At 40.7% G+C, this 17,218-nt stretch carries 13 protein-coding genes, 1 tRNA gene and 1 pseudogene; 6 read left to right on the top strand and 9 right to left on the bottom strand.

The window, feature by feature from the left end; genetic code table 11:
- Positions 1-66: 66 nt before the first annotated feature.
- From AC6R00_RS19740 to AC6R00_RS19720, 5 genes and pseudogenes are all read left to right on the top strand, one after another.
- Entirely contained in the window at positions 67-1,203 is a 1,137-nt protein-coding gene (locus AC6R00_RS19740) for a flagellar assembly protein FlgT (protein ID WP_500641659.1), read from the top strand.
- Positions 1,204-1,256: 53 nt separating this feature from the next.
- Positions 1,257-1,333, top strand: a tRNA-Arg gene (locus AC6R00_RS19735).
- Positions 1,334-1,571: 238 nt separating this feature from the next.
- Positions 1,572-1,763 (top strand): annotated as a pseudogene (locus AC6R00_RS19730) (hypothetical protein); the annotation flags it as partial.
- Positions 1,764-1,886: 123 nt separating this feature from the next.
- Positions 1,887-4,394 carry a DUF8727 domain-containing protein gene (locus AC6R00_RS19725; protein ID WP_500641658.1) on the top strand — a complete coding sequence of 836 codons (2,508 nt, stop codon included), beginning with the start codon at positions 1,887-1,889 and terminating at the stop codon, positions 4,392-4,394.
- A gap of 105 nt (positions 4,395-4,499) precedes the next feature.
- The gene (locus AC6R00_RS19720; protein WP_500641657.1) at positions 4,500-6,251 is read left to right on the top strand and encodes a hypothetical protein; all 1,752 of its coding nucleotides are present in this window, start codon (positions 4,500-4,502) and stop codon (positions 6,249-6,251) included.
- A gap of 157 nt (positions 6,252-6,408) precedes the next feature.
- Here AC6R00_RS19720 and AC6R00_RS19715 read toward each other — a convergent pair whose 3' ends face one another.
- From AC6R00_RS19715 to AC6R00_RS19675, 9 genes are all read right to left on the bottom strand, one after another.
- Complete coding sequence (locus tag AC6R00_RS19715; protein ID WP_500641656.1) at positions 6,409-7,239, bottom strand: MBL fold metallo-hydrolase; 831 nt, start codon at positions 7,237-7,239, stop codon at positions 6,409-6,411.
- Positions 7,240-8,288: 1,049 nt separating this feature from the next.
- Complete coding sequence (locus AC6R00_RS19710; RefSeq protein WP_500641655.1) at positions 8,289-8,675, bottom strand: hypothetical protein; 387 nt, start codon at positions 8,673-8,675, stop codon at positions 8,289-8,291.
- A 51-nt stretch (positions 8,676-8,726) separates the two neighbouring features.
- A complete protein-coding gene (locus AC6R00_RS19705) occupies positions 8,727-9,452 on the bottom strand; it encodes a hypothetical protein (RefSeq protein ID WP_500641654.1) in 726 nt (241 codons plus the stop codon).
- Positions 9,449-11,401, bottom strand: a complete 1,953-nt coding sequence (locus tag AC6R00_RS19700; protein WP_500641653.1) for a lipase family protein — start codon at positions 11,399-11,401, stop codon at positions 9,449-9,451. Before AC6R00_RS19700 ends, AC6R00_RS19705 begins: the two co-directional genes overlap by 4 nt.
- Positions 11,402-11,403: 2 nt before the next feature.
- On the bottom strand, positions 11,404-12,276 hold the full coding sequence (locus AC6R00_RS19695) for a DUF4123 domain-containing protein (RefSeq protein WP_069666970.1): 873 nt from the start codon (positions 12,274-12,276) through the stop codon (positions 11,404-11,406).
- A 169-nt stretch (positions 12,277-12,445) separates the two neighbouring features.
- Positions 12,446-13,693, bottom strand: coding sequence for a VapE domain-containing protein (locus AC6R00_RS19690; protein ID WP_272275825.1), 1,248 nt, complete (start codon positions 13,691-13,693; stop codon positions 12,446-12,448).
- On the bottom strand, positions 13,686-13,925 hold the full coding sequence (locus AC6R00_RS19685; protein WP_069667283.1) for a helix-turn-helix transcriptional regulator: 240 nt from the start codon (positions 13,923-13,925) through the stop codon (positions 13,686-13,688). The genes AC6R00_RS19690 and AC6R00_RS19685 overlap by 8 nt, the downstream gene beginning before the upstream one ends.
- Positions 13,926-14,000: 75 nt before the next feature.
- A complete protein-coding gene (locus AC6R00_RS19680; RefSeq protein ID WP_500641652.1) occupies positions 14,001-15,008 on the bottom strand; it encodes a hypothetical protein in 1,008 nt (335 codons plus the stop codon).
- A 21-nt stretch (positions 15,009-15,029) separates the two neighbouring features.
- Entirely contained in the window at positions 15,030-16,259 is a 1,230-nt protein-coding gene (locus AC6R00_RS19675; RefSeq protein WP_500641651.1) for a site-specific integrase, read from the bottom strand.
- A gap of 391 nt (positions 16,260-16,650) precedes the next feature.
- On the opposite strand from AC6R00_RS19675, the gene AC6R00_RS19670 reads away from it, so the two are divergent.
- On the top strand, positions 16,651-17,157 hold the full coding sequence (locus AC6R00_RS19670) for a Fe3+-citrate ABC transporter substrate-binding protein (RefSeq protein WP_500641650.1): 507 nt from the start codon (positions 16,651-16,653) through the stop codon (positions 17,155-17,157).
- Positions 17,158-17,218 lie beyond the last annotated feature (61 nt).

The raw sequence follows: 17,218 nt of genomic DNA, 5'->3' as shown, positions 1-17,218 counted from the left end.
AGAAAGGCAACACCTAAATCAGCTACGATTTAACAAGCAAGAAATGAACCAACTTGGTAACTATATATGAAAAAATCGCTTCTTCTCTTCTTCTCCACACTTTACCTAAGCGTACTTGCCAACACGGCAACTGCGGCGTGGTTTGAAGTGACTGGGACGGCTACTGTCGTCTCTTCGGAAGAAGTCGCCCGTATACATGCCTTAGAGGACGCTCTATTCAAAGCAGTGAGCTTCTCTGGCGCAGATATTGGCAGTATCTCTAATCTACGCCCACTGTTAGAAAGCGATAGAAAGGAATATCAATTTACCAACAGCGAAGTACGCTATATCTTGGTTGATGAGCAGAAAACTCGCAGTGGCGTGATGTTTGTTAAAGCTCGCATTGATATTTACCCATCGGCAACGGGTTGCCACGTTAGCCAGTATAAAAAGACTTTTCTGGTCGGCAATATAGATATTGCCTCCCCTCAACAAGCGGTAATGGGGCAAATCTACAGCGTTGGGGATGACTTCGCCAATGTTATCAATCGTCAGCTAGATCAACAGTCTGCCAACTTCGTTTCTGTTGGTACCACTGATTTTGAAATTAACAAACGTTACCCAGAGCGGCTAAAAATGATCGCTGAAGATACCGGTGCTCAATACATCATCGGGGGCGTGATTACTGACTTAACAGCGACCATCGAAGCCGGAGGCTTGCTCAGCGACGACGTAATAAACCGCCAGTTTGCTTTAGAGATGCAAGTCTTTGACGGAAAGACGGGGAACGAAGTCTATAACCGTAACTATCGAGAAGTAGCAAGTTGGCCGTTTGCTAAGACCAGCCAAGTCGATACACGTAGTGCGCGCTTTTGGGCTTCGACCTATGGCGACATGATGCTGCGCGTTAGCCGTAACATTATGTTGGATCTAGAGTCAGAGGTCTCTTGTAAAATCACCTTGCCAGAAGTGGTTGCCAAATGGGATAACACCATCACAATCGATCTTGGGCGCATTCACGGTGTAATGGAAGGTGATAAGTTGCAACTATGGCATACAGGCTCATTTATTGATCAACGTGGGCTACCACGAAACAAAGTCACTGAAACCGATATTACTCTAACTGTATCACGCGTGTATGAGAATGAAGCGGAGCTTACTGTTGACCAAGCCGAACTTGCAGGGAGCATTCAAATCGGCGATGTCATGCACAAGATTCTTTAAAAACACCACTTCGTACTTAACTTATGATTTGAAATCAGTATCATAAGATTAATGCTCCCGTGGCACAGCTGGATAGCGCGATCCCCTCCTAAGGGATAGGTCACAGGTTCGAATCCTGTCGGGAGCGCCAGATAAATAAAGGCCTGAGAGCAGATTTTGCTGTCAGGCCTTTTTGGTATTTTGATTTTTGTGTAGCAAATATGTAGCAAATAATTGTACTAAAGGAAATCACCTAGCATAAATTTTGACAGAACCTTTTTAGACCAATCATTTATATTAGATAAATGCAGATAACTTTATGTATCGGAAAAATCGCTTAGTAAACCTGCTAGGGTAGATTGCATACCATCCGGTTATTATCCTAAACACCAAGTAGTACCTATGCGAGCACTAGGATTTGTAGCCTCACCGGAACCGCGAAAGCTAATGGTCTTATTCTTTACGATTATATGGTCAAATGCATAAGGGAGATAGTAAGTAAGGTGCATATTCCAATTGCCTCTTATCTTGAAGCTTCAGGCTCTAACAATGTCAGCCTGAGGGTTCATGGATGGGGATGATAAATGTCAAAAAGTAAGTGAAAACAACCTTATAAGCATTAACTTTTTAAAGCATTCCATCCCATGGATGGTGTAAAATATTTCAAGTTGGCTCAAAAACATTCGATCGTTTAGGTACATATAATGCAGGAAAAGAAGGTTCTTAATAAGCTAGTTGTTATAAAGTCTACGCAATTAAATGAAAATCAGGGCTTTGTCACACCAATACTAAGCATTTCAGACAATGAAGAGTTCGCACCAGTATTTCGACACGATTACCCACAAGATATATTGGTATCAAGAGGATACCCATACATTGACACTAATTATGAATCAAATGAGCTTTTCATTCTTAAATCCCATAACTTAGATGAAGGGAAAACTCAACAAAGTGGTTCACCTCGTTATTGGGCTCGAGATGAGTCAGTATTCTCGGATTTAACACCAAGTACTCTTCTACCAATCCTATCCGTACCACTTCCAAGCAAAGAAAATGGCATTTTACCCGCTGGAGTAACTCCTCCATCACGCCCATTTTTCATATTAGATGATGGCCACCTTTTCGGTCCCTTGACCAGTAGTCAAACAGAAGACGATAGATACATTGTCGAGCCCTATGTGCACCCAAGCTTATCATTTGGCAGAGGTTATATTGGTAAGTTTCCAATTATCGACATTACAAATTGCCTAGTTGAGACAAGAATTAACGATGAGTCAGTTTTATATGTATCTTCATTTAAACAACTCTCATCTCATCGTAACGACAAAACTAGCATTGATTATGTTTCTGATGATCAATTGATAAAAGTTGTAAATCAACTTGGCTTCGGTAAGCAGACTAAAGGGCTGGGAAAAAAAGAAGCAGAACGGCTTCAGCAAATTATTGCAGATAGTGAAAAAGCAAACAAATTTGGCAAGTACGATGAAAGACTAGAACGTCTTAAAGGTTTGTTGGACCGATACTTGAGTGAAGCAGACATTGGTTTTGAATTAGTGAAAAACTATCTTGATAGTAATTCCGGTCAATCGTTTCTCAATAATTATGTGGAAGTTAACAAGTCGACTCTATTGAGCGATTTTATAGACAAGGTTAAAGCCGATGCCAAAGCTGAAGAGAAAAAAATTCAGCAAAAGCTACAAGAACAAAAAGCTCAGATCACAGCTAAAGAGCAAGAAATCACACAAATCATAGAAAATGTAGCTCTGAAACGCAGAGAAGCTCAAGACGAAATTAAGCGGATTGCAGCAGAGACTGAAGATGAGGTAAGGCAAACCCTCAAATTAAAGCAGCAAGAACTGAGCGAGAATATCGCGGCTCTAGAAGATGAGCAAAACTCTTTAGAGAGGCAAATTAAAGACAAGGTTCAGCATTTAGAGCTAGTCAATGAAATAGAAACACTCAAAGAGGAGTGTAATTACTACGAGAAACACTCAAAAAGGCTTGAGTCTACAGTAAAAGGATTTGAGGCAACGCTTAAGAATAATGACACTGAAGAACTAGCAAAGAAAATAGGGGAAATGGAGGCTATTAACCGAGTATTAAGCGGTAAATCAGCTTCAGTATCTAAACCAGCCCAAAGGTATAGCCCTATTACATTTTGTGAGTCTGAACCAGACTCTGCGGAGCAAGTAGTAGATGCTATAGGTGCACACTTTGCTCAGGACAACGGTCGAATGTTCAGTAAAGAAGAGATGACAAACCTGATTGTTTCTGTAAATCAGTCATTTCTTACGATTCTATCGGGACCTCCGGGAACAGGTAAAACGTCCACAGCAACACGTTTAGCTAAAGCTCTACACTTGGGAAGTAGTAGAGGAGACCAAAATTTCCTTTACGTACCCGTAGGTCGTGGTTGGGTATCGAGTAGAGATACTCTCGGTTTCTACAACTCCTTAAAAGACGTATATCAAGAGTCTAGAACAGGGTTATATAGCTTCCTTTCAAGGCAAGAATCAAAAGATAGTGACGCGCTAAAGTTGATTCTTTTAGACGAGGCAAACTTGTCTAGTATGGAACACTATTGGTCAGACTTTCTTGCGTTATGTGATTTAGAAAACTTAAACCGCCCAATCGATACTGGTATCCCCCACGAAAGCCACCGCTTTCTAAAAGTTGGTGACAGCACAAGGTTTATTGCAACCATCAATAATGATGCAACGACAGAAAAGCTATCCCCTCGCTTGATCGACCGAGTACCAGTGATAACACTAGACTCACCGACAGACAAGATTGTGGAAACAACAAGCTTAGTTCTGGATGGATCAGTAAGAGCCTCAAAGCTTAGGGAGTTATTTGTTCCAGAATATGCAGAATTATCCAAGGCTGATGAATCTATTCTGGCAAAAATAGTCGATACGTTAACTACAAGAGATCCTGCTTTTGGAAAATCAATTCCAATTAGTAGAAGAAAAGTGAATGCGATTACAAACTACTGTGATGTCGCAGGTCAGATGATTGGCTCTGAAGCAGCAATGGACTTTGCTATCCAGCAACATATCCTACCTCACATTGAGGGCTACGGTGCTTCCTTCAGAAAACGGCTAGAACAACTACTGACCATCGTAAATAAAACCTACCCTCGCTCAGCCGCTCAGATTGAGAGAATACTTGCCACCGGTAACGAGTTTACAGGTTCATACTCATACTTCTAGGACTAGGCGAATATGCATTTAGAGCTACACATTAAATCAGGTAGTAGATCTGGAGAGGTTATTCGTCTAAACGAGGTTGGCTCCCAAATGGAGCCTTCCTCATGGGTGAAAGAAAACGAAGTTATTGAGTTACTTTTAAGAGCACCCGTAAAATTCCAGGGTGCGACGTTAAATCTCTACGATCATCGGGTTGCTGCTACTTACGTTGATTTTGATGAAAACCACACGAATTTTATTTGGAAACCCCAACGGCAGAAAAACCGCTCACTAGAGTGTCTGTTTATTAACTATTTTGGTTTAGCAGAACTTTCTGTTGAACTGGAAGACGAAGAAGAAAGCAAAGTAATCAAAAACTTTGCTCCACTTGAGATTTTTGCATCAAAGCTCAACGCTCAGAATGTTGAGGATATGCTTTCTTATCTGGCTACACTAGGGGACGAACAACTTCACTCTCTATTTCAAACAACAAAGCATGGAGCTGGCTTTAAGGAAGGCTCAACCTCCCCGAATGGGAGCTTAGAAAGGCTTGAGCACACAATAGACAAGTTATCATTTCTGTTTCAGAGCTTGTTTTCAAAACCTATAACTAAGCTTTTGCCGGAGCATCGTGTTCTGCAAGCTTCTGGAGAAGAGGACTTGGATGACAGTGCATTGGGGTGGTTATTAGACAACTTGTCGGTGGTAGAAGAAGTTGACGATATTGATCGTGCTCACTTCGAGTTCAATGAAAGAATGTATAAAGCTCATTCTGTACAAGTTCCTGTTCTCAAAGAAAGCTCTAACTTGTATGAGAATCAAGTAGTACACGGCTTTATCGTTACTCTTCTGAATGAAGCAGATAAACAGCTCACAAACTACAACAGAACCGGCAGTCTAAAATCAGCATTTAGTGAAGAGATGCCCGAGGGCTACTCATCTTTTTTTACCCAAGTAAACCGATTTAAAAAAGAGCTGCTTGGCAACCAAATAGAGAGATGTGTACGTGCGATTGACCGCCTAAAATTCCTTAAACATAGCTTGGACAAGTCGATTCCCGTGACCAATTACATACTTGATCGACCTATACTCACTCAAAAAGCAGAGGCTCATCAGAGTTATAGAGGCATTTTTATTGAGTATATAAATTGGTTTGAAAGAAGCTGTCCAGACTGGTCTGTATATCAAAATCTTTTAGCGATAAAGAGCATCCCGACACTATTTGAGTCTTACACTTACTATAGAATTGGTGAATCGCTGAACAATATCATAAACCCTACTAAAAAAGGTCAGAAACCAATTGGCTCTCTGATGCATGATCTAAATGGAAACGAGATCAGTTTGGTTAGGGAGCCGACTTATTGGATGCCGAAAAACTCTCGCTCGAATGAAAGCTCATATATCAACTCTGAAGGTAAAGTGCTAAAGAGAGGAAAAGTGAAGCTTCGCTCTAGCCAACACAAGTATTCACATAGACGCCCTGACGTTGTAATTGAAGTTCGGAAAGAAAATAAACCATCAAAACTAATAGTGCTAGATGCTAAGTATACATACCCGGCACTAGCTTTTTCGAAGTACCTACCAGAATGCACGATGAAATATGTTCACGGGATACACAATAGATCTAACAACAAAAGCCTAGTTTGTTCTATGACGATTGTACATCCTCTTGGAGATGCCGATGAGTCATTACAGAGCTTCCATACTTTAGACTACAGCATAGAAGGTAGTATGCCGGTGTCCCCATCATTACAAGCGTTGGGGCTTCAACTTGATTTGTCACAAGATTCTGATCGCTTAAGGGACACTTTAAAGCTTCTCTTAAAACAAGCTGGAGTAGCCATCCCTGAAAACCTACAACTCCCCCTGTTCATAAGCTAGATAGCAACAATTGCTCTCCCCCAACCTGAATACAAGGGAGAGCTAGAGCAAGTAAATAGTTAGCAAGGTGTATGCAGAATATCTCTAAATAGTGGTGGTCAAAGGTGAGCCAGCATAAATCCTACTGACTCGAAGTTGGATAGGAATGGTTTAGTGCTTAATTGAGCATATTTACCTTTCCTTTAGCTAAGCTTTTTTGTTGCTCAATGAATTTGAAAAAATTGCTTTCACTAATGAATGGATTTCCGTTGTTGCCAAGTTTATCTCTGTTCTCAAACAAATAGTTTTTGTGTGGATGGTTGGAAAGGTTAACACTGACAATTGGTGGCTGAAGCGCAATGTTTCTTACTTTATCCATACTGTTCAAAAACATGCTAATCATCTCTGGGTCTTTGCCACTGTAGCTATGACCACCAACAATGAAGGCTCTATATTCTTTGTCACTATCCTCGACAGTGAAATCCAATGAGTAGTCGCCAAGAGTATGACCAGGAGTAAGGTAAAACTTGAACTCTTTACCGCCAAGTTCCATTGATACATCGTCTTTGATCTCAATATCTAACTTTGGGGGTATGAACTTGTTTAGTTCCTTTGCTTCCTTCGATTGCTGTATAGATAGTTCGTAGGCACTCTTTGTCATCACTACCTTCGCATCATACATTTCTTGTAAGTACTGAGCTCCACCAGCGTGATCTGAGTGACCATGAGTCACTAGAACATGCGTAACTTCCTTGTCTTCAAGTCCTAGCTTTCTTAGGTTTATAGGAATCCACTTAGAATAAGGGAAATCAAGAGAATCAATTATCACTAACCCATCATTGGTTTCTACCGCGTAAGAGGAAACCCACTTGTCACCAACATAATACACATTATCGAACATCTTGAATGGTTCTATATAACCATTTTTATCAGTCATTTCTGGCGCTTGTCCGCTTGCCATTGAAAGCCCAGAACAAGACATAAGAAGACCTAATATAAACCTTTTCATTGAGTTACCATTTATCGTTCGTCTGATATTTGATTTGTATTTCGAGATGCTACTAATACGATTAGGATAACCATTACGTACATGGTGCCAGCTTATAGTGAGATAGCTAAAGCTATACAAGCAAAAAAGCTCCAACACCACAAAGAGTTAAGGAACATGATTACTTTAAATTTCGTCGAGTCAGTCTTGACTCTATGCTTTATAAAAGGGTAAGCGATGCAATAACGATGATATCGCCCACCGACAGATACAAGTGACTTACTTAACCAGCAGGCTTCTAGTTTACTGGGTTCTAATGCAAGCTGTTTATCCACGAACTTCATTCTCTCTGAATCACCAAGTATTGTTCTAGCTGAAATAAACACAAAAGGTAAAGTCCAGATGATCACATACCCCCAGAGAACCACTCCAATTATTTTTAACGCCAAATCTAATGAACCCAAATCAGATACTCATGTGAAGGCAAAGTAGATACTTGCTTACAGAAACTATGTGGCACTATCCAAACCCGTTAATCAGTTTAAAGGTGAAACCAATCAAAATTAACGCGATAGATGTGTAAGAAAACAAAGAGTTCATAAGCATGACACTATGCTCAATAGGATTTGCTAGCCTGTGTTCCGTCTTTCTAAATAAATACTTCCGCGAATATGAGATAAACCGTGAACCTCGGCCAAACGACAACGAATCTTGCATCTTAGTCTCTTCAAACCCAAACACCTCATCTAACTTAAAAATATGATGAGATCCCCCAAGACTAACTCTGAGAATCTGAAACGTATAGGGGAATACCCAAACTAGCCACAGAGCTACGATTAGGGAAAAAGGAACTCCTAATAAAACAACGACTAACTGAAACATTAATAACTACCTCAGTTCAGGAGTCTGTATGACCAAAGCTAGACATATACAGGCAAAGAAGCTCCAAAGCCAAATGGTCTTAAACCAAATTATCACTCTGAACCTTTGAGAGCGAGTTCTCACTCTATGCTGGATAAACGGATAGATAAAACAACACTGACTATCATGTCCTATCAGTTAACCTATCATTATCCAAAAGATTTTGAGATTCCGAGAGACTCAGAAATAAAGACTAGAACTAAAAAACCAACGACGCCCCACAACCAAAGAGAGTTAAGCCACATTAAAACCCAAAAGCTTTTTCTTTTAGTCGTAGCTCTATTCTTAATAAATGGAAACACAAAACAGTAACGATGAAACCTAGAGCCAATTGCTGGAAAGGTATAATCTAAACCTGCAATCAACTCAGAACTGTTTCGATTTTCAAATTCTTTGGAAGCAAGTTGTTCATCCAAAAACAGAATGTGTTTATAGGCTCCTAACGTTGTCCGTATAGACTGATACATGAACGGTATTAGCCAAATACCAACCCAAAATCCTAAAACAATTCTCAGATAAACCATGGCTTCAATCATGACCGATAATCACAGTATAGTATCCGCTCATGAACCGGGATAGACAGTAGACTATTCAGTCCCATGGTTCTCATCTACAGGCTCGGTTCGATAACCTTCTCCCGCTGAAATATCATAGTGAATAACTGTATCGTCATTAAACTTTGAGAAGTCGTAGTACACTGTAAAAGCATTAAACTCTTCATCTTTGGTTCTTTGCTTATTATCTATGTAAAAATAGCAACCAATTGCACCTACCCAAACTTTCCTAACACTTTTAAATACATTCGCATTGCAATCTTTAGCTGAAACCAAAGTATCTAGATTACTGGCTCGATTGTAGTAATCACTTCCCGCAGGAGAAACTCTTAACTGGGCAAAACCTGCTGTATCAAAAGCATTGAAAGCCTCAATGGTGAAGTTTCTTAATTCGATTTCACACTTTTCTGAATTCGTGGTGGTTTGATAAGGTATTCTGAATTCATAACGAGAGCTACTTTTGGAAAAGTCAAAGGTGATCTTCTGGCTTATCTTTCCACCTTTCTGAGCTTTTTGCCCAAACATGTCATAGGAATAAGCTTCACATGTATCCCCTGTAACCCAAAAATTTGCCCATACAACTAGATTGGCATCTTTAGGCTTATTTCCGGAAATAGTGATGAATGGCTCATCTGATTCATCTCCCCAAACGTTAGATTTAGAGCCAGAGAAAAAACTATACCCCACTAGAACCAACATAATAAGCAACACGATAATCCACATTTGCTTTTTCTTAGAAAGCATGTCCAATAACATCATTGCAATTGTTCCTTAATTTCATCAGGTAATGCTTGTTGAGCTACCAATAACTTGGCAAGAGGTAAACGTTCTGGGCTTGTAACAATAGCATTTAGTTCTTGCTTAATTCGATTCTTGTTTTCCACTAGTTCTTCAAGAGCACTTAACTCAATTTTCAAACGCGAGATATTAATATGAACCACTGGAGAATAGGGTTTACCTACCTCCTCCGCCCAAGCATTTTTAACCGTGATATAACTACTCTGCAGCCTAGCGAGATCTTGAGTTAGTGATGAGATAGCTTGACGGTATTTATCCATTAAACTCTCATCACTGAGTGCATGTAATTGCCACAACAGGTTTGGAACATAGAACTCCATACCATGATCGGCCACCGATGCCTCTGATAGGTTATCAACTAAGGCCACAGAGTCATTTTCTGCTAGCTTCGCGACATCCAGCATTGTTACTTGCGTTTGTCTTGGAGTAAGTAGAATCTGCTTTGATTCTTCATAGGTAAGTAACTGAGATAATCGGCCATGATGCATATAATTATCATCATCGTCATCAGTGAGCATTTTTTTTGCTAGCGTAACTCCACTACTGAATACATCCCAACCATCTAAACCTTCAGATAAGTCCGTGTTCGCCCAAACCATTGGAATTTGAGGTATTAAATCATGATTATTAACGTGGCGGTAATGCAGTATATCTCTGTAACGAGTAACAAAACTTCGCGTACCTGCTCGGGGCATCCCATATGTAAACAACTTTAAAACTGAAGGAGCATAACTATCTTTTATCAAGGCACTTAGTAGCAATGCACCTGCGCCACCTAAACTATGACCACAAACATAAAACTTCTTGCTTTTGTGGAGATCCAAGTCTTTTTCCATCTGCCCTAGCAGCGCCATCGTATATAGATAAAAACCACGATGTACATATGCTCCACCAAATTCCGAAGGAGCAATCTGAGCAGCGTCTAAATCTGTCAGTAGCAAGTCTTTTACTACTGGAGCATTGGCAATGTCTTTTATTTTCTTTTCCAATTGATCAACCATAGCGACTTGCATACCTGAAGCCGCTTTGATGATTTGCCATTTTGCATCTGTCGGTATCGGTGTTTTACTTTGTAGATAGGTTTCTGTTCCCCTGATCCCAATGATAGCAATCTCGTCATTAGCTATTATGTAACCTTCACTACCAATATTGGGCTCAGCATAGTATTTAGAACTCAATGCTTTACTGTATGGGATCTCCCTCAGCAACCACTTAACCTGTAAGTCCCCTGAATAAGTCGGTTTTTTTCTATGTTTTAACTGGAATATAACACTATCTATAGCTCCTTTGCTGTCATCAGTTTTGCCATCATCTTTGTTAAATTCATTCGTTGCGTAAGCCAATTTAGACAATAGGGCAAAGGTATAACTGTTTACCAAATTGAACTCATCAGTATCAATTATTACTGGCATATAACTGCGAAGTGCTTTCACTTCAAAAACATAGCTTTGGTTGTGACTCAGTCTGAAACCTTCTTTTTCCTCAGATGCATTAATATCTAGAGCGGCGTGATATTCCGTTAAGAACTCATCTTCAGGAGCTTCATCCCAAAAATCGCCTATGGTAGTGTTCTTATACTGCTTTGGTGGTTGTTCAGTAGAAGTTGGATCAGCGTTCTCCTTATTAACTCGTTCCTTAACCGGTGACTCTATCTCTTCATCTCGGCTGTCGTATTTTTCAACTTCAGTGAGTAAAGACGTTTGAGTTACCGATGCTCGCCACTCACCAGCTGGAATGTTGGTAAAGTGTACTTTTCCTGCACTAGTAGTTTGAGTTCGTGTATCAGAAAAGTCATTCAGCGTAATCGTTACGACAAGACCATCTATAGGCTCATCATTCTCGCTCATAAACTCTAGCTCTAACCAGTTTTTATCTGGGTTGCACTGTACACAACTGTTAAATGAATCCATTGTTAGACCTCACTTCCAAATTGTTGAGTTAGCACGTAAAGAGCGTACTGAGCCTCATCATTTTCATGCTCCTTGAGCAGCTCAGTCGCCGATGGTAAAACTAACTGCTCTTTGCCTGCAATTATCGCGAGCGCAGCGCTCATCACTCGGTACGTCAAGGTTTTATCTGGCTCGGAGAGGGTAGAAATAATAACTGAATCAATATCACGACCTTGATTAATAAGTTGGTTCATTTTTTTCGAGAAATGCTGCCACAGCCATGACTCTAGGTTAGATTGCACGAGCTTTAAGTTTTCTTGAGGGTCAAAGTGATGGGGCTTCATTATCCACCAACATCCTTGATGGGAGTGAACTTCTGATTGCAATTGATTGGTATAGGTAGTGAGAGAGTCTTTACGGCTTTCTAGCCCGACTAGTTGATGTATCTTGCCTAAAAACTGATTTACCTCCGAGTCATCCATATTACTTAGCATCGGTAAAATCACTGCTCTATCGTAGAAACGAAAAAGTACTTCCTCCCCATCCATAGCCGCTACCAATAGACTTCTAAGGTGACTAAGTACTTCTTCTACGCTAGCTGAACTCGAAAAAGCTAAACCTTGATTGAGCAAGGCTTCTGGTAGTGATATGACTGAATCGGAAACAGGAATTAACCATGGTGTCAACGACATCACATCTTTAAACATTGCCCCTTGAAACAAAGGCACAGACTCATCAAAACCAAAGCCATCATTCTGATTTACTGCTGACTTGTGTAGCTTATGATCAACAAGCCAATAACTATGCTTTTCATTGTCTTGAAGCCATGACTGGAGAGTCAGGTAGTCTGACTCCTTTGACTGATTATTTTTTGGCTCTACATATTCTAACGACATGATTTTAATACCAGTTCAACTAACGTTTTGGCGTAGCATACACTACGAATATTCAGGGTAAAAACTTGCTCAGACAGGCAGTTTTTCTCACCTAAACTCCCTTTGAACCTCCCCCACTTACCCCACTCCACAGCTGACAAGTGGGGTAAGTGGATTGAAGTTCTAACCTTCATAAAGACTCCAACGGCGTCACGGTGGGAAAGCAATATCTATTCGTTCCATTGAGCAATTTCCTTTCTATTTTTCCTTCCTTACTTAACAGGGATAGTGCTTTACCCACTGCATTACCTCTAGAGACATTTATGCCTATAAATTCACAGATCTGCTTGGTCGTCATCCACTCTCGCGCTTTGTCTTCACAAACATTGATATGTTCGGAAAGCATGTTGTACCAAACCCCTTTATCAACATACTTTTCGGAGTCTTCTGCAATAAGCCTTTGCTCATCTCTAGTCAACGTCCAAGCATAGCCTTCGTTTAAAAGTAGATGCTTTACCTCAAGCCAAAACTGCTTCAACCGTTCAGGATTGATTAACACCAACTCTCCAGAGCGAGAAAAGCGCCACCCTAAAACTTCATTGAGTAATGACATGTCTGTCTCTTTCACTAACTCAATCACCGCATATCTTGAGTTTCCCGTTTCATCTTTAAGGAAGTCGGTACCATTTACGGTGGCTATTAAGTTCGTCTGTCTGGGCTTTTTAATGTCCGTTCTCGCATACGGTGGTCTTATCGTGTCGCATGAGCGCGTAATAAATGCCTTCAACGCTCCCTGACAGTTTCGCGTCGAACGCTCTAACTCTCCGAGTTCAACAATCCATGAACGAATTACCGAAAGAACGTTATCTTTATTGTCAGGGTTAAGCTCCGAACCTTCTAAAAAGGCACCATGCATCACAGTGGCAATACGCTCCACAAACGCTGTTTTTCGAAACGACTGTTCCCCTTGCAGAACTGGCACTAACTTCGACTTAAAGTTAGGGACGTATAGAGATGCAACGCACCCCACTAACCATCGTTTCATAACAACGGAAGCAAGTCCGTTGTTTTTGGCTCTCAAACAACTGATAACTTTATCTACTCGCTTTTTTCCATCCCATGAGTCATTCAACCATTCCTCTATAGGGTGGTAACTATTTTCCAGTGCCACTGCTGCAAAGTGGTCATCAATTGAGGCTCTCGGTAGAGAGTGAATCGAGGCTAGGGATATCAATTCACTTCTGATGACTTCAGGAGTGCCTATGCACTCCTGACCACTATAGATATCCTGCTCCAATGTCATTTTGTTGTGTTTTGCTTCGTATCCCGCATATTCGAGTAACGCCTTCAGGTTGCTGGCTGTATTGAGTACGATTAGCTTTCCTGAATCCGTATACTTCACATGGGGAAATTGAAGTGTTTCCCCATCATTAGACATTGCTCAGCTCCCCCTGAAGAACATGCTCCAGTTTAGAATGGTTATCTAACCAGCTGTCTAGATCCTCTTTTAGATAGCGGACAGAACGGCCAATCTTGATAAATGGTGGTGCTGCAGTTCGATTGCCTCTCAGTCCTTCCATTCTCGCCTGTCTCAGAAAAGAACGACTCATTCCAATGTACTCGGCGGTTTCCTGCTCTGTATATGCTCGTTTGTTTAAGTAGACTGACATAACACTCATCTCCTTCGTTGTTCGTGACGGAACAATAAGAAAATGGATTATCTTCACGTGCATAAAACCGTGCATTTAGCCGTGCATGTTTTTCCTAACCTCACTCAAAATGTTTTGAAAACGTCGGTAAGACAGCCCTTCTTCTCCAGTACTTTTGTATATCAACCTTTCATCACTGATCTCATCTACGACCATATCAATATCGAATTCATAGGCTTCAGTCCGGATATCCTGACGTATGCGATTCCAGACTTCTCTAGACTGAGCATCTGGATACTTCTCTAAAACTCGTTTCTGAATTTCTTTTATAGGATGTGTCTCTACCGATTGGTTAAAGTCGGTTAGGTTTGGGTTGTCGTTTCGGTTAGCTAACCGCATAGAGTCTGGAGATTGATAACTTCCTACAGCGCCAGTATTCACTTGGTTTGCTTCGGTTACTGTAACCGAATCTAAATGGTTACCTAAACCGAAATGCTGATAGAGAGCTTGACGGCTTAACCTAATAGACTCTGTTTTTAAACTAATAGGTTGCAGTATTAAATTACGAGTACTCTTAGAAAAAGCACTGACCCCTGAGTCAAAGATCTTCAGCGCTGCCGCAAAGCCCACTTCATTTGGCTTTTCATCCAATCTACACCCCATTTCTTTCTCAAAGGAATGCTTGAGGCTCGATTGTTCAGGAATCCCGAGCACCACACGTGAAACAATGTATTCAAGGCCTTCAAGCTCATCTAAGGAAGTAGCAATACGATTAAAACAACCCTCAGCACATTTGGGAAAAACATCGCTAACTAATCTGTGTTTTGAACAACTCAAAGATTTAACGACTTCCAACTTTGTCAGCTTCAAGCTGCCGTCATTGATTAAAGAGAGAGACTGCTTATTGGTAAGTTTTACAATTCCTCTAAAATCAAAAATCGCTAGTAACGTGTTGTCGCTAGACACTCCACCTGCACCCTGTAAATTTACTAGTGCGTTCAAGCAGAATCTGTCGTACTCAATCGCATCCATCACTTGCTCACGGCTGACCGGAGTTATTTTTTCTAGCTCAGATAACCTTATAAACTCGCGCTTATCTTCCATGATTGATTCCAACATAATCGATTAGCCTATAAGACTAACGGCTGCGGCTTTGTGCTCCGGTGCTAAGTGGGCATACCTCAAGGTCATTTTCAGATCAGAGTGTCCCAATAGCTCACGTACCGTGTTTAAATCCACTCCAACCATGACTAATTTGCTAGCGAAGTGGTGACGGAGATCATGAAATCGAAAGTCGGTTATTTTTGCTTCCCGAAGAACCCTTAACCATGGCTTTTTAATATCTTTGATAGGAACATCAGACCTAGATGCAAACACATATTCGCGCTTCTTATTTTGAAGCTGCCAAGACTCCAAAACTTCTAAGACGGTATCATTGAGAGGGATATTGCGACTTTTTTTAGCTTTTGCGTTCTGGGCTCTCACGGAAAGATATTGCTGCTCAAAATCAACATCGTCCCACTTCAAAGCCAGTAATTCTCCTCTGCGTAAACCGGTGTTTATTGCCGTGATTACAAGGGGCTCTAGGTAATCGACAAATCTAACGTTATCAAAAGTTGGGTAAAGGTGTTGATTTCTCTCTTGTCGGTGTCGATTTCCAGAACGTCTCTGAGCTCTAATTTGCTCGTCTCTATTTCTAAGAGCTCGCATTAGTGTTCCTTCCTCCATCTCTGACAAATACCGAACACGTGTGTTTTCTTCTCTTACTAACTTAACTTTGTTCAAGTTATGAGATTCAATCCATTCCCATTCAACAGCACGGTTGAATGCGGCTTTTAATCGATTAACGGCGTAACTGATAGTAGCGGGAGAGCGACCAAGTTTACGCCGCTCGGTTACCCATTTCTGTATATCCCAAGCATTAACCTCAGCCAGCGGTTTCTTGAGGATTGATTTGAAACTAGACGTGATAACTCGATAAGCATGGCGAGATGTTTTGGGGTTTAAAGATTCAAGATAGGGTAAATACGTTTCTTCAAGGTAAGTACCAAGTGTTAGTTTGATTGTCTTTGCGGTTTTCAGCTCTCGCTTGTCGATATGAACATCAACACCACTAGCCACAAGCCCAGCGACTTCTTTTGCCCTGTCTCTTGCTTGATTCGGCGAGAGTACAGAACCAGAGCCAATAAGGTAGTTTCGTTGTTTGCCATCGACACGGTAGTAGAAGTAATACTTCACTTTCCCCTGCAATGAAATGCGAGCATGGAAGCCGTGAATTTCTGTATCATTAATTCTCCTATCCTCGATACGAAGACCCTTAATCGTCGAAACTGTTATCTTCTTTGTGACTGGCATTACGCGATTCCATGTAGCAAATATGTAGCAGATGAAGCGTAGTTCCATCGACAAAGATGAACAATGAAGAACAAGATTATTAAAGTTAATTTATACATTTCAAGGTGTTACAGCTCACCCTTGTACATCACTGTATATACATAAACAATTGAAAAATATACTCCTAAGGGATAGGTCACAGGTTCGAATCCTGTCGGGAGCGCCAGACTTTTTAAGGGGCTAAGTAATCATTATTTAGCCCCTTTTGCTTTATGTCAGAGTGTGCAACGACAACTTAATAAACAAGTTTGTCGTTTCGCCCGTACAAAACAGCTTCTATTAAAAATCAAACCTTCTACATTTGTGGACATTCAACTAAAATAGCTATTAACAAAACTATTTATAAAAATGAATGACCAAAAGTAACTTGACCACTAACACTGGTCACCGCTTTATTTCAAAAGCCAAGACAGCATTTAAGATTCATATCCACACACCTGACGACAAAGTTCTTCATCGTTCGGTGGGGTATGTGCGTATTGGCGAGAAAAAGGGACTGAAGAAAGCGATAAAACTTCGCAATGAGCTTGGTTCAGAAATGTGGGGCAAGTTTTGGCGTAAATTACTCAAAGATCCTTATTTGATGACTCGCTTACCGCATTCACTGGAGCCTAAAATTATCTTCAAGCCTAGGCCAACTAAAGATAACCCAACTGCAAAAGATGAGTGCTACATAGCGGCTTGGCGCAACTACGACGAAAACGGTAAGTTAATATACAAAAGTGTCGTCTGCTCAATCAAAAAACATGGTCGATTGGCAGCTTACTCAAAAACTAAGAAAGCCTTATTGGAAGCCAACAAAGAGAACCTAGAAATCCTCGAGTTTATGGGGCGTTTAAATAGTATTGATTTGAAGTGATATCCGACTTGATTGAAACAAAAAGCCTTGGCACAACGCCAAGGCTTTTTCGATTTTGTAG

This window comes from Vibrio sp. R10-SF1-ISO8 (assembly GCF_059833805.1).
This window is presented reverse-complemented; position numbering and strand designations above follow the sequence as displayed.

What these genes read in the sequence shown, in the direction of transcription:
- AC6R00_RS19740 (WP_500641659.1), top strand. Translation starts at nt 67, where the DNA reads ATGAAAAAATCGCTTCTTCTCTTCTTCTCCACACTTTACCTAAGCGTA.
- AC6R00_RS19725 (WP_500641658.1), top strand. Translation starts at nt 1,887, where the DNA reads ATGCAGGAAAAGAAGGTTCTTAATAAGCTAGTTGTTATAAAGTCTACG.
- AC6R00_RS19715 (WP_500641656.1), bottom strand. Translation starts at nt 7,239, where the DNA reads ATGAAAAGGTTTATATTAGGTCTTCTTATGTCTTGTTCTGGGCTTTCA.
- AC6R00_RS19710 (WP_500641655.1), bottom strand. Translation starts at nt 8,675, where the DNA reads ATGATTGAAGCCATGGTTTATCTGAGAATTGTTTTAGGATTTTGGGTT.
- AC6R00_RS19705 (WP_500641654.1), bottom strand. Translation starts at nt 9,452, where the DNA reads ATGATGTTATTGGACATGCTTTCTAAGAAAAAGCAAATGTGGATTATC.
- AC6R00_RS19700 (WP_500641653.1), bottom strand. Translation starts at nt 11,401, where the DNA reads ATGGATTCATTTAACAGTTGTGTACAGTGCAACCCAGATAAAAACTGG.
- AC6R00_RS19695 (WP_069666970.1), bottom strand. Translation starts at nt 12,276, where the DNA reads ATGTCGTTAGAATATGTAGAGCCAAAAAATAATCAGTCAAAGGAGTCA.
- AC6R00_RS19690 (WP_272275825.1), bottom strand. Translation starts at nt 13,693, where the DNA reads ATGTCTAATGATGGGGAAACACTTCAATTTCCCCATGTGAAGTATACG.
- AC6R00_RS19685 (WP_069667283.1), bottom strand. Translation starts at nt 13,925, where the DNA reads ATGTCAGTCTACTTAAACAAACGAGCATATACAGAGCAGGAAACCGCC.
- AC6R00_RS19680 (WP_500641652.1), bottom strand. Translation starts at nt 15,008, where the DNA reads ATGGAAGATAAGCGCGAGTTTATAAGGTTATCTGAGCTAGAAAAAATA.
- AC6R00_RS19675 (WP_500641651.1), bottom strand. Translation starts at nt 16,259, where the DNA reads ATGCCAGTCACAAAGAAGATAACAGTTTCGACGATTAAGGGTCTTCGT.
- AC6R00_RS19670 (WP_500641650.1), top strand. Translation starts at nt 16,651, where the DNA reads ATGACCAAAAGTAACTTGACCACTAACACTGGTCACCGCTTTATTTCA.